Consider the following 13375-nt stretch of genomic DNA (forward strand, 5'->3'; position numbering starts at 1 on the left):
GAGATGACACACGACAATAAATTACAGGTAGAAGCCATCAAACGTGGCACCGTTATCGACCATATCCCGGCGCAGGTCGGCTTTAAGCTGCTGACCCTGTTCAAACTGACCGAAACGGATCAGCGCATCACCATCGGCCTGAACCTGCCGTCAGGTGAAATGGGCCGCAAAGACTTGATCAAAATTGAGAACACCTTCCTGACCGACGAGCAGGTCAACCAGCTCTCCCTGTACGCGCCGCAGGCCACGGTAAACCGCATTGATGAGTATGAAGTCGTCGGTAAATCCCGACCGAATCTGCCGGACCGTATTAACAACGTGCTGGTATGCCCGAACAGCAACTGTATTAGCCACGCCGAGCCGGTATCCTCCAGCTTTGCGGTGAAGAAACGCGAAAACGATATCGCGCTGAAGTGCAAATATTGTGAAAAAGAATTTTCACATCATGTCGTGCTGGCAAATTAAATTCGCCAGCTTTTATCCGGAGCAGCCCCATAAACGGGACTGCTCCTGAACGATAATTTAAATCATCCGCACGGCCGTCAACTCACTGACCTCGGGTCAGATAATCAACATTCATCAATTTCTCATCAACACGTCTCATGATTAAAAATAACAAACAATGAGATTAATCATTAAATATCACTGCTATTGAACCTGAATTTTTCCCTTCATACACTCCAGTGCGTTTTCTATTTTTTTAATCAATGTTCACAGGATGAATTATGAAAGTGAAAAAAATATCGTTATATACAGCAACATTATTATTTACCTCCTCAGCATTGGCTCACGGCTATGTGGAATCGCCGCCAAGTCGGGCGTACCAATGTCATTTAGGGAAAAACACCGACTGCGGTTCGGTGCAGTGGGAACCGCAAAGCGTCGAGCAAGCGAGCGGTTTTCCTGAAGGGGCAATGCCGCCTGATGGTAAACTGGCCAGCGCGGGTAAAAGCAACTTCTCGCAGCTGGATAGCCAGAGCCCGACTCGCTGGGCGAAAACCACGATAAAGAGCGGTAAAAATAATTTCGTCTGGCACCATTCTGCGCCGCATAGAACGACTAACTGGCGTTATTACATTACCAAACAGAACTGGGATCAAAATAAGCCGCTGACGCGCAGCGATTTTGAAACTAAGCCATTTTGTCAAATCGACGGAAATGGCGCGACGCCGGCTGTACAGGTCACGCACTCCTGTAATGTACCCGATCGCACCGGCTATCAGGTTATTTATGCCGTCTGGGAAATTGCCGATACGGCAAATAGTTTTTATCAGGCCATTGACGTTGATTTCGGCGGCTCCAGCGATGAAACGGAGAATGAATCCCTCTGGACTACGCAGCTTGCAGGCCAGCTTAGCGGGAAAGATCTCCATGCGGGAGATAAAGTCATTGCCCATTTCTTTAACGCGAGCGGTGAAGTTCATTCTCTGCAAACGGAATTGACCATCTCCAGCGAAGCGCAAGGAAAAAGCAGCCAGTGGTCTTACGATCTGGCTGAAGCTATTAATACCGCGCACCAGGGCAAGCTGCGCGCCGGGGTAAAAGGGAGTGATGGCAACATTACCCCCCTCCACGGCGTTAACCAGGTGTATGTGCCAAAAGACAGCACCGTTCAAAGCGTTACGCTGACCTACGCCGAGTCGCAGTCAGACGATATCGTGGAAGAATCCCTGAGCGTCGCCAACGTTAACGCAACCAAAATCGCCAACGGGAAAGCGACGGTGACGTTCAACGCCACGGCCAGCGGCAAAATGCATCTCACCGCCACCGTCAACGACCATGCGGGCACGCAGAAAGGGAGCATTCAGCAGACGATAGATAATCGCTCCCTGACGGTATCTATTCCGCTGACCAACGTTCAGGCAGGTCATCATATGCTGCGCTACTCTGCCAGCAATGCGCAGGGCGCCACCCTCAGCCAGGGGGTCATTGACCTGATGCTGGAAGAGAGTACGGTTCAGCCGGATCCGACGCCTGCGCCTGCGCCTGCGGGAAACTACGACTATACCTTCCCGGATAACCTGAAAAGCTATAAGGCGGGAACGAAAGTCATGCAGCCTAAAAACGGCAAAGTGTACCAATGTCGCCCGTTCCCCTACAGCGGCTACTGCGTGCAGTGGAGCCAGTACGCCACTCAGTTCGAACCGGGCACAGGTTCTGACTGGGCCATGGCATGGACGGAAGTCACCCACTAACTTCATCCTTCAGGCTCACGCCTTATGCGGATAGCGCGCTGCGTTATCCGCTTTTCTCCTTCGCAAAATGCGGCCTGCTTAATGATAAAGCAGCCAGCACTCTTTATAATGACCCACGCCAGTCAGATTACATTCACATATTTCAGGAGAACTCATGTCTAAAACTATCGCGACGGAAAATGCGCCAGCAGCCATCGGCCCGTATGTTCAGGGCGTCGATCTGGGTAACATGATCATCACTTCCGGCCAGATCCCGGTAGACCCGAAAACCGGTAGCGTGCCGGAAGATGTCGCCGCTCAGGCGCGTCAGTCTCTGGAGAACGTGAAAGCTATCGTCGAAGCCGCGGGCCTGAAAGTGGGCGATATCGTTAAAACCACCGTTTTCGTCAAAGACCTCAACGATTTCGCCACCGTTAACGCCACCTATGAAGCCTTCTTCACCGAGCACAACGCCACCTTCCCGGCGCGCTCCTGCGTGGAAGTGGCGCGTCTGCCGAAAGACGTAAAAATTGAGATTGAAGCGATCGCCATTCGTCGCTAATCGTAGACAGTATGAACAAAGGCAGCCCGGGGCTGCCTTTGTTGTTTCTGCACGTAAAGCGCCTCGCTCACTGCCAGCCGTAGCGGCGGCTGTAGAAGCCTTTGACCATCTGGGTTAGCGTCATATAGCCTGCAAGGATCGCAATCAGCCATGGGAAGTAGCTGAGCGGCAGCGCCTGAAGCTGCAGGTAGCCCGCCAGCGGCGAGAACGGCAGCGCAATCCCCACTACCATCACCAGCAGCGTCATCACGATCAGCGGCCAGGCCGCGCGGCTCTGGATAAACGGGATCCGCCGCGTGCGGATCATATGCACGATCAGCGTCTGCGACAGCAGGCCCACCACAAACCAGCCGGACTGGAACAGGGTCTGATGTTCCGGCGTATTGGCGTGGAATACCCACCACATCAGGCAGAACGTCAGAATATCGAATATCGAACTGATCGGCCCAAAGAAGACCATAAAGCGTCCGAGATCCGCCGGGTTCCAGCGCTGCGGTTTACGGATCTGCTCATCGTCAACGTTATCAAACGGAATGGCGACCTGGGATACATCGTACAGCAGATTCTGGATCAGCAGATGCAGCGGCAGCATCGGCAGGAACGGCAGGAAGGCGCTGGCCACCAGCACGCTGAACACGTTGCCGAAGTTGGAGCTGGCGGTCATTTTGATGTATTTGAGCATATTGGCGAAGGTCCGGCGGCCTTCAATAACCCCCTCTTCCAGCACCATCAGGCTCTTCTCCAGCAGGATGATATCCGCCGCCTCGCGGGCGATATCCACCGCGCCGTCGACGGAAATACCGATATCCGCCGCGCGCAGCGCCGGGGCGTCGTTAATGCCGTCGCCCATAAATCCCACTACGTGTCCTTCGCGTTTCAGCAGAGTCACGATACGCTCTTTGTGCAGCGGCGCCAGGCGCGCAAACAGGGTGGTACGTTTTGCCAGCTCGGCCAGTTCATCATCGCTCAGCGCTTCAACCTGGCTGCCGATCACCACGTCACCCGCGTCCAGCCCGACTTCATGACAGACTTTCGCCGCCACCAGCTCGCTGTCTCCGGTCAGGATTTTGACCGTAATACCGCTGGCCTTCAGCGCTTTCAGCGCCGGGGCTGTGGTCTCTTTAGGCGGATCCAGAAAGGCGATATAGCCTTCAAGGATCAGGTCGGATTCATCCGCGCGCTGGTAGTCGCCTTCGCGGGCGGGCAGGTACTTCGTCGCCACCGCCACCACGCGCAGTCCCTGACGGTTGAGGGTGTCGGTTACGCGACGGATGCGCCGCAGCATGGTGTCGTCCAGCGGTACGATGTCGCCGTTATAGCGCACCTGGGTCGAGACGTTGAGGATCTCCTGCAGCGCCCCCTTGCAGATCAGCTGATGGACGTTGTCCTGCTCCTGCACCACCACCGACATGCGGCGACGCTCAAAATCGAACGGGATCTCATCGACTTTCTGCCAGCGTTCCGCCAGCCCGCGCGCTGACTCCAGCTCGACGCCCTCAAGCACCGCGGTATCGAGCAGATTCTTCAGCCCGGTCTGATAGTGGCTGTTAAGCCATGCCGTATGCAGCACGCGTTCGCTCACCTTGCCGGAGACATCGGTGTGGTTCTCCAGCACGATTTTATCCTGCGTCAGGGTGCCGGTTTTATCGGTGCACAGGATGTCCATCGCGCCAAAGTTCTGTATCGCGTCGAGGTGCTTGACGATCACTTTCTGTTTCGACAGCTTCACCGCCCCGCGCGCCAGGGTCGAGGTGACGATCATCGGCAGCATTTCCGGGGTCAGGCCCACCGCGACGGAGAGCGCGAACAGCGCCGCCTCCCACCAGTCGCCTTTGGTATAGCCGTTAATCAGCAGCACAACCGGCGTCATCACCAGCATAAAGCGGATCAGCAGCATGCTGACCCGGCTGATGCCTTTCTGAAAGGCGTTCGGCTCGCTTTCCTGCTCGCTGACGCGGCCAGCCAGCTGGCCAAACCAGGTGCCGCCGCCGGTGGCGAAAACAATCGCCTGCGCCGAACCGCTGACCACGTTGGTGCCCATAAAGCACAGGGTGTCGCACTCCAGCGGGTTTGCCTGCAGCGGGTCGCGGGTGCGGGCCACTTTTTCGACCGGCAGCGATTCACCGGTCAGCGAGGCCTGAGCGACAAACAGGTCGCGCGCCTGAATGACGCGCAGGTCTGCCGGAATCATGTCTCCCGCCGATAGCTTGACGATATCTCCCGGCACCAGCTGGTCGATGGGCAGCTCGCACCAGCGGCTCTCGCCCTGCTCGTTCACCACCCGCAGGACCGTCGCGGTGTTGCTGACCATCGCCTTCAGGGCGTCCGCCGCTTTGGTCGAGCGGGCTTCCTGAATAAAGTTCAGCAGCGTGGAGATCCCCACCATCAGGGCGATAACCGCGGCGGCAAACAGATCTTCCGTTGAGTAGGAGACGATACCCAGAACGGTCAGCAGCAGGTTGAAGGGGTTGCGGTAGCAGCTCCAAAGATGCACCCACCACGGCGACGGCTTCTGCGCCGGGATCTGATTTTCGCCATACTGCGCGATTTTCTGCGCCACTTCGCCCGCATTAAGCCCTTCCGGATGGCTGGCGAAGGCGCGCCAGATTTCATTCTCATCCATTGCCGCCACGTCCAGGCACTGCTTGCCGAGGGAGTCCGGGATCGGCGCGCTCGCCAGATTGCGGGCATCGGGTAGCGGATCGCGTTGTACTAAACGACGCGGTAAATGACGGCCAAGCTGGGCAAACAGCTGGCGGGTAAAATTTTTAAACATAAACAGTCCCTCCGCGCTCGCGCGAGCGAACGCAGGCTACCGACAGGCGCGAGTCAACCTTACCTGTCAGGCATGTTATTTTTATGGCAGGGACGTCAAAGACATCGCTGCTTTACGCTTCCGGTAAAGCAGCGCTACGCAGATTTACCGGAAAATAAGGGGGCTCCATCGAGGATGAGGAGTGGGATCGGGGTCCATAAAATCTCCGGTAAATGAATACAAACGGCGCGAATTATACCGTCGCCGATAATCTATTTGTGGCTATTATGGCGATAATACCCCCGGGCAACTAAACCAGACGTAAACCAGACTTTGCTCATTGTGGTTTCGTTGAGTAGCATTAGGCTCACTTTAAGCGGACCACAACGAGAACCCTGCATGCAAAACCGGCTGACCATCAAAGATATCGCACGCTTAAGCGGCGTCGGGAAATCGACGGTATCGCGCGTGCTTAACAACGAAAGCGGCGTCAGCGAACGCACGCGTGAGCGCGTTGAAGCGGTGATGCAGCAGCACGGGTTTTCGCCCTCACGTTCCGCCAGGGCGATGCGCGGCCAGAGCGATAAAGTGGTGGCGATCATCGTCACCCGTCTGGATTCGCTGTCGGAAAACCTCGCCGTACAGACCATGCTTCCCGCCTTTTACGCTCAGGGCTACGATCCGATTATGATGGAGAGCCAGTTCTCCCCGGCGCTGGTCGAGGAGCATCTCGGCATGCTCGCCCGGCGCAATATCGACGGCGTGGTGCTGTTTGGTTTCACCGGCATCCATGAAGAGATGCTCACCCCGTGGCGAGAGACGCTGGTGCTGCTGGCCCGCGACGCGCCGGGCATCGCCTCCGTCTGCTATGACGATGAAGGTTCGATCAGGATGTTGATGCAGCGCCTGTACGATCGCGGGCATCGCCACATCAGTTTCCTCGGCGTGCCGCACAGCGACATCACCACCGGGCAGCGCCGCCACCAGGCCTACCTCGATTTCTGCCAGAAAAAACACCTCACGCCCCTCGCCGCGCTGCCGGGCCTGGGCATGAAGCAGGGCTACGAAAACGTCGCCGGCGTGCTGTCGGCTGAAACCAGCGCGCTGGTCTGCGCCACCGATACCCTCGCGCTGGGAGCCAGCAAATATCTCCAGCAGCAGGGAATCGATCGTCTCCAGCTCGCCAGCGTCGGCAGCACGCCGCTGATGAAGTTTCTCCACCCGGAGATCCTGACGGTCGATCCCGGCTACGCCGAGTCCGGACGCCAGGCGGCGCAGCAGCTGATCGAGCAGATCGCCGGAAACCGTGAACCCCGTCAAATCGTGATTCCCGCCGTACTGAATTAAGCCTGTCTTAACGATTTATGTGATCTTCGCCGGGTTTCGGGAACGTTCCCATTTTGCAATTCAAGCGGAGCGAGTAGGATCCAATGCAAGTTAAATGCAACCTCTCCCCTCGGTCATGAGGCCTCATCATGAGTAAAGTGAATCAGCAGGACATCGATAAACTTATCGAACTGGTGGGCGGGCGCGACAATATCGCCACCGTCAGCCACTGTATTACCCGTCTGCGCTTTGTGCTGAATAATCCAGCCATTGCCAAACCGAAAGAAATTGAACAGCTCCGCATGGTGAAGGGCTGCTTTACCAACGCCGGTCAGTTCCAGGTGGTGATCGGTACCGAGGTTGGCGACTACTATAAAGCGCTGCTGGCGACCACCGGCCAGGCCAGCGCCGATAAAGAACAAGCCAAGAAAGCCGCGCGGCAGAATATGAAGTGGCATGAACAGCTCATTTCACACTTCGCGGAGATCTTCTTCCCGCTGCTGCCTGCGCTGATCAGCGGCGGCCTGATCTTAGGCTTCCGCAACGTGATCGGCGATCTGCCGATGAGCAACGGCCAGACGCTGGCGCAGATGCACCCGTCGCTGAAAACCCTTTATGACTTCCTGTGGCTGATTGGCGAGGCGATCTTCTTCTACCTGCCGGTGGGTATCTGCTGGTCCGCGGTAAAGAAAATGGGCGGCACGCCAATCCTCGGCATCGTGCTGGGCGTTACGTTAGTTTCTCCGCAGCTGATGAATGCCTACCTGCTGGGCCAGCAGGTGCCGGAAGTATGGAACTTCGGCCTGTTCACCATTGAGAAAGTCGGCTACCAGGCGCAGGTGATCCCGGCCTTGATGGCGGGGCTGGCGCTCGGCTTTATCGAAACGCGGCTGAAACGCATCGTGCCTGACTACCTCTATCTGGTGATCGTGCCGGTCTGTTCACTGATCCTGGCGGTCTTTCTCGCCCACGCTTTTATCGGCCCGGTTGGCCGCATGATTGGCGACGGCGTGGCCTGGGCCGTGCGTCATCTGTTAACCGGCAGCTTCGCGCCGATTGGCGCCGCGCTGTTCGGCTTCCTGTACGCGCCGCTGGTGATTACCGGGGTCCATCAGACCACGCTCGCCATCGATATGCAGATGATTCAAAGCATGGGCGGTACGCCGGTCTGGCCGCTGATCGCGCTGTCCAACATCGCCCAGGCATCGGCGGTAGTGGGCATCATCATCGCCAGCCGTAAACAGAACGAACGCGAAATCTCCGTTCCGGCGGCCATTTCCGCCTACCTCGGCGTGACGGAACCGGCCATGTACGGTATCAACCTGAAATACCGCTTCCCGATGCTCTGCGCGATGGTCGGTTCCGGTCTTGCCGGGCTGCTGTGCGGCCTGAACGGCGTGATGGCCAACGGTATCGGCGTCGGCGGCCTGCCGGGCATCCTCTCTATCCAGCCAACCTACTGGCAGGTTTACACGCTGGCGATGGCTATCGCCGTGGTCGTGCCGATTGTCCTGACAACGGTTGTTTACCAGCGCAAATTCCGCCAGGGCACCTTACAGATTGTCTGACGTCTTATTTTCGGGGCGCGCTGTCGCCCCCTTTTTTGTAGCAGGAACGCAAGTATGAATACCCTTCCCCTCTGGTGGCAAAACGGCGTTATTTATCAAATCTATCCGAAGAGTTTCCAGGACACCACCGGGACCGGCACCGGCGATTTGCGCGGCGTGACCTCCCGCCTCGACTATCTGCAAAAGCTCGGCGTTGACGCTCTCTGGCTGACGCCGTTTTACGTCTCGCCGCAGGTGGATAACGGCTACGATGTGGCCAACTATACCGCTATCGATCCCGCCTACGGCACGCTCGACGATTTCGACGAGCTGGTGGCCCAGGTGAAGGCGCGAGGAATTCGTATCGTGCTGGATATGGTGCTGAACCACACGTCGACCGAGCACGCCTGGTTCCGCGAAGCGCTCAACAAAGAGAGCCCGTATCGTCAGTTCTATATCTGGCGCGACGGCGAACCGACCACGCCGCCGAACAACTGGCAATCTAAGTTTGGCGGCAACGCCTGGCAGTGGCACGCCGAAAGCGAGCAGTACTATCTGCATCTGTTCGCCGTCGAGCAGGCGGATCTGAACTGGGAAAATCCGGCGGTGCGCGCGGAGCTGAAAAAAGTCTGCGAGTTCTGGGCCGATCGCGGCGTCGACGGCCTGCGCCTCGACGTGGTCAATTTGATCTCCAAAGACCAGACCTTCCCGTCCGATACCGCGGGCGACGGCCGGCGCTTCTATACCGACGGTCCGCGAGCGCACGAATTTTTGCAGGAGATGAGCCGCGATGCCTTTACCCCGCGCAACCTGATGACGGTCGGCGAAATGTCCTCCACCACGCTTGAGCATTGCCAGAAGTACGCGGCGCTCGACGGCAGCGAGCTATCGATGACCTTTAACTTCCACCATCTGAAGGTGGACTACCCCGGCGGCGAGAAGTGGACGCTGGCGCGCCCGGATTTTGTGGCCTTGAAATCTCTGTTCAGGCACTGGCAGCAGGGGATGCACAATCGCGCGTGGAACGCGCTGTTCTGGTGTAATCACGACCAGCCGCGCATCGTCTCCCGCTTCGGCGACGAGGGGGAGTATCGCGTCCCGGCGGCGAAAATGCTGGCGATGGTGCTGCACGGCATGCAGGGCACGCCCTATATCTATCAGGGCGAAGAGATTGGCATGACCAACCCGCACTTTACGCGCATCACCGATTATCGCGACGTTGAGAGCCACAACATGTTTATCGAACGCGCGGCGCAGGGCCGGGATGCGGATGAACTGTTGGCGATTCTGGCCAGCAAATCGCGCGATAACAGCCGCACGCCCATGCAGTGGAACAGCGGTGAGGGCGGCGGATTCACCGCCGGCGAGCCGTGGATTGCGCTGTGCGATAACTATCGCGAGATTAACGCCGAGGCGGCGCTGGCGGACCCGGAATCGGTGTTTTATGCCTATCAGCAGCTGATTACGCTGCGCAAGAGCACGCCGGTGCTGACCTGGGGCGACTATCAGGATCTGCTGCCGGAACATCCGTCGCTGTGGTGCTATCGCCGTCAGTGGCAGGGGCAAACCCTGGTGATCGTGGCGAACCTGAGCCGCGAATTCCAGCGCTGGCAGCCGGAAGCGATGAGCGGCGACTGGCGGATGCTGATGAGCAACTACGCGGAGGCGGCGAACCGCCCTGCCGATATGACCCTGCGTCCGTTTGAAGCGGTATGGTGGCTGCAGGAGTAACCCACGGCTTACGCTGAGAGTCCCGGGTCGCGCTGCGCTTACCCGGGCTACAGGTTCACCATCTTCTGCGAGCCGGTAGCCCGGACAGGCGCGTCAAGCGCCGCCTCCGGGAATATGCTTTAAATACGATCGGCCGCAGACAGCGTCGCGCTGGCTTCCGGCTGCGCGGACGCCTGCTCTTCTTTCGCCTTCAGGCGATCCCATGCCCGGAAGAACGGATAGTAGATCACCAGCGAGATCGCCAGGTTCACCACCTGCAGCACCGCGCCGGAAATGTGCCCTCCCGTCGCCAGATAGCCGCTCATAAAAATAGGCGTGGTAAACGGCAGCGCAATCCCCGCTGGCTTCATCACCAGCCCGGTGGCCATCGCGGTATACGAGACAATCACCAGCAGGACCGGCGTCAAAATAAACGGCAGGAAGAAGTACGGGTTCATCACCAGCGGAATGCCGAATACCATCGGCTCGCTGATATTGAACAGCGCTCCCGGCGCGGCAATTTTCCCCAGCTGTTTCATCTGCTGGCTACGGCTGCGCAGCAGCATAAAAATCACCAGCCCTAACAGCGCTCCGGTACCGCCGGGCGCAATCCACAGGTCATAAAACTGCTGGGTGATGATATGCGGGATCGGCAGCCCATTCTGAAACGCTTCCAGGTTTTCCGACATATTCGACAGCCAGACCGGGCGAATAAACACCAGCACAATGGTGTCGCCGTGCAGCCCCAGGGTCCACAGGATACCAATCAGGATCACCGAGATAATCATCCCCGGCAGCGAACCGCCGACGTGCGACATGGGAATACCGATAAGGGTGGTAATCATGCTATTGATATCGCCGAACGGCGAAGCTTCAACGATCAGGCGCAGCGCCAGCACCACGGCCAGCACGCAGAAGCCGGGGATCAGGGCGAGAAAAGATTTCGCCACCGCGGGCGGTACGCCCTCCGGCATGCGGATCACCAGATTACGGCTGGCCACCAGGCGGTAGATCTCCGTGGAAAGCAGCGAAATCACAATCGCCACAAACAGCCCCTGGCTGCCAATCATCCCCACCGGCAGCACGCCTTTGACAAGCTGCGCCGCCGAACCGTCTGCCGGCGTAAAGAGCGTCACCTGGGGGATCGTCATCACAAACGCCACCAGCGACATCGCCCCGGCGCTGAGCGGGTCCAGGGTGCGATATTTTTCCGCCAGCCGGTAGGTAATGCCGAACGCGGAGAGCAGCGCCATGATGTCATAGGTCGCTTTGACCGGGTACAGCATCTTATCGCGCCAGGCATCGCCAAACACGCTGGTCATCATCTCACCGTAGCCGGGAATCGGCAGGTAGGCGAATATCAGGAAAAACGAGCCAATCAGCATAAACGGCATATTGAGAATAATGCCGTCGCGTACCGACAGGACATGCTTCTGACCGCCGATTTTCAGCGCGGCGGGCATGACATAGCGTTCAATAAATGAAGTACGAGACATAGTGGTATCCCCGAAGGCGGAAAAGTTTAGTTAAACTGCGTTAACCAGGGGCGGTTGATGGTTAACACCTCATCAAGCAGCGCCCGGGCATCGGTCACATTCCCGACCAGCGGGTTACTCACCAGCGCCAGCAGCGCGCTATCCCGGCAGCCGTGGACCGCGGCCTCAATCGTCAAGCGCTCGAAGGCTTTCACCTGTTGCGTCAGACCGTTCATGATCGGCGGCAGCGCGCCAAAGGCCAGCGGTCGTGCGCCCTGCGCGTCAATAATGCTGTTAATTTCCACCACCGCATCATCATCGAAGCCGTGAATCGCGCCGTTATTGCGGGTGTTGACGACCATCTCTTTGCCAAGATTGTTGTAGATGGCGTTAATCAGCTCCACCGCCACTTCGGAGTAGTACGCCCCGCCGCGGAAGCTCAGCTGTTCGGGCTTTTCATCCAGCTCGGGCCGGGCATAGATATCAAACAGCTCCTGTTCCACCTTCATCACCTGTTCCGCGCGGGTGCCTTTGGTTTTGGCCGCCTCAATCTCTTCCGCCAGCATCGCCGGCGTCAGCCAGAAATAGCGATGATAGGGACAGGGGATGGCCTTCAGGGCCCGCAGAAACTCCGCCGGCCACGGCAGCGATTGAATATTGTTCATCGAGAGCGATTGACCGTCACACAGCATGTCGATGACCTTACTGGTCACCTCTTCCCGCCCCTGCATCACCTTGTGTACCCAGACCATATGATTCAGCCCGGCGAAGCTCAGCCGGACCTCCTCTTCTTTTGCGTCCAGCATTCCGGCAATCATGTGCTGCATATTGATGGGCACGTTGCACAGGCCGATGATTTTCGCGCTGCTGTAGCGGCTCACCGCCTCCGTCACGATCCCTGCCGGATTGGTAAAATTAAGGATAAAGGCGTCGGGCGCCAGCGCTTCCACCTTGCGGGCAACCTGTAAAATCACCGGAATCGTGCGCAGCGCTTTGGCAAAGCCGCCGACGCCGGTGGTTTCCTGACCCAGCAGATGGTACTTCAGCCCCAACCGCTCATCCGCCGCCCGCGCCGCCAGCTGCCCAACCCGCAGCTGGGTCAGCACGAATTGAGCGCCGCGAATGGCCTCATCGAGGCCGAAATGCACGCTGACCTTCACCTGTACAAGGCCATGGCGCTTTAGCATACGCTGGGTCAGCGCGGCGATAATCGCCACTTTCTCGCGCCCGGCTTCGACATCCACCAGCGCCAGTTCCGTGACCGGAATCTGCTGATGGCGAAGGATAATGCCTTCGATAAGTTCCGGCGTATAGCTGCTGCCGCCGCCGATGACGGCAATTTTCAATGTTTGCATAGTGGCCTCATTTTTGGCGTACAGATCCCCGCGCAAGGCCGCAGCGGCGTTGCGAAATGAACGCGTTGATGGGAAAGGGTTAGGAGTTCAGCAGAGCGAGCGCTTTATCGAGGACGGCGGCCCCGCGCATCATGCCGTAATCCGCCATGTCGATCACCGCCACGGCTTTCCCGTGCGGTGCAGCAAGCTCCGTCAATCGGGCCGCTTCATACTTCACCTGAGGCCCCAGTAAGATCACGTCGGCATTGGGCAACTCGCGCTCAAACTCGGCGACGGGTACGGCGTAAATCTCCAGCCCCAGCGCGCGCTGCTGCGCCTCGGCCTTCATTTTGTTAACCAGCATGCTGGTGGACATTCCGGCGGCGCAGCACAGGACGATACGTGGCATAATTCCTCCCAATGGATTTGGCGTAAGCGAGCGCTAAACAGACACCATCGACTATAAGACGAGGTGCCGGTATGGGTGAAGGC

The 13375-nt window shown here is 58.1% G+C and carries 11 protein-coding genes; 6 read left to right on the forward strand and 5 right to left on the reverse strand.

All coding sequences use genetic code 11. The features are described 5' to 3' along the window. Window positions 1–3 precede the first annotated feature (3 nt). The 3 genes from pyrI to ridA all read left to right on the forward strand — a co-directional run bounded on the left by pyrI (window position 4) and on the right by ridA (window position 2736). Window positions 4–465 carry an aspartate carbamoyltransferase regulatory subunit gene (gene pyrI / locus F8562_RS13875; protein ID WP_004098115.1) on the forward strand — a complete coding sequence of 154 codons (462 nt, stop codon included), beginning with the start codon at window positions 4–6 and terminating at the stop codon, window positions 463–465. A 260-nt stretch (window positions 466–725) separates the two neighbouring features. Continuing rightward, on the forward strand, window positions 726–2195 hold the full coding sequence (gene gbpA / locus F8562_RS13880) for an N-acetylglucosamine-binding protein GbpA (RefSeq protein ID WP_085520309.1): 1470 nt from the start codon (window positions 726–728) through the stop codon (window positions 2193–2195). A gap of 154 nt (window positions 2196–2349) precedes the next feature. Beyond that, the gene (gene ridA, locus F8562_RS13885; protein WP_009652347.1) at window positions 2350–2736 is read left to right on the forward strand and encodes a 2-iminobutanoate/2-iminopropanoate deaminase; all 387 of its coding nucleotides are present in this window, start codon (window positions 2350–2352) and stop codon (window positions 2734–2736) included. Window positions 2737–2803: 67 nt separating this feature from the next. Here the strand turns inward: ridA and mgtA are convergent, their stop codons facing one another. Beyond that, window positions 2804–5512, reverse strand: a complete 2709-nt coding sequence (mgtA, locus tag F8562_RS13890) for a magnesium-translocating P-type ATPase (protein ID WP_014837221.1) — start codon at window positions 5510–5512, stop codon at window positions 2804–2806. A 144-nt stretch (window positions 5513–5656) separates the two neighbouring features. Continuing rightward, entirely contained in the window at window positions 5657–5710 is a 54-nt protein-coding gene (gene mgtL, locus F8562_RS29780) for a mgtA regulatory leader peptide MgtL (protein ID WP_219620490.1), read from the reverse strand. 180 nt (window positions 5711–5890) lie between these two features. Between mgtL and treR the strand changes: the two genes are divergently transcribed. The 3 genes from treR to treC all read left to right on the forward strand — a co-directional run bounded on the left by treR (window position 5891) and on the right by treC (window position 10095). Next, window positions 5891–6838: a trehalose operon repressor TreR gene (gene treR, locus F8562_RS13895; RefSeq protein ID WP_014227667.1), complete on the forward strand. Its 948-nt coding sequence runs from the start codon at window positions 5891–5893 to the stop codon at window positions 6836–6838. 128 nt (window positions 6839–6966) lie between these two features. After that, window positions 6967–8385 carry a PTS trehalose transporter subunit IIBC gene (gene treB / locus F8562_RS13900; protein WP_014837219.1) on the forward strand — a complete coding sequence of 473 codons (1419 nt, stop codon included), beginning with the start codon at window positions 6967–6969 and terminating at the stop codon, window positions 8383–8385. Between the two features lie 54 nt (window positions 8386–8439). Further along, window positions 8440–10095 carry an alpha,alpha-phosphotrehalase gene (gene treC / locus F8562_RS13905; RefSeq protein ID WP_014837218.1) on the forward strand — a complete coding sequence of 552 codons (1656 nt, stop codon included), beginning with the start codon at window positions 8440–8442 and terminating at the stop codon, window positions 10093–10095. Between the two features lie 119 nt (window positions 10096–10214). On the opposite strand, the gene celB is transcribed toward treC, so the two are convergent. The 3 genes from celB to F8562_RS13920 form a co-directional block, all read right to left on the reverse strand. Next, window positions 10215–11570, reverse strand: a complete 1356-nt coding sequence (gene celB / locus F8562_RS13910; protein ID WP_094909397.1) for a PTS cellobiose transporter subunit IIC — start codon at window positions 11568–11570, stop codon at window positions 10215–10217. A gap of 26 nt (window positions 11571–11596) precedes the next feature. Beyond that, complete coding sequence (locus F8562_RS13915) at window positions 11597–12904, reverse strand: 6-phospho-beta-glucosidase (protein WP_014837217.1); 1308 nt, start codon at window positions 12902–12904, stop codon at window positions 11597–11599. A gap of 79 nt (window positions 12905–12983) precedes the next feature. Continuing rightward, on the reverse strand, window positions 12984–13292 hold the full coding sequence (locus F8562_RS13920) for a PTS sugar transporter subunit IIB (protein ID WP_014227662.1): 309 nt from the start codon (window positions 13290–13292) through the stop codon (window positions 12984–12986). Window positions 13293–13375 lie beyond the last annotated feature (83 nt).

Origin of the sequence: Klebsiella sp. RCJ4, from assembly GCF_009025755.1 — a bacterium.
In the GTDB taxonomy this organism is placed as follows: Bacteria; Pseudomonadota; Gammaproteobacteria; order Enterobacterales; family Enterobacteriaceae; genus Klebsiella; species Klebsiella michiganensis.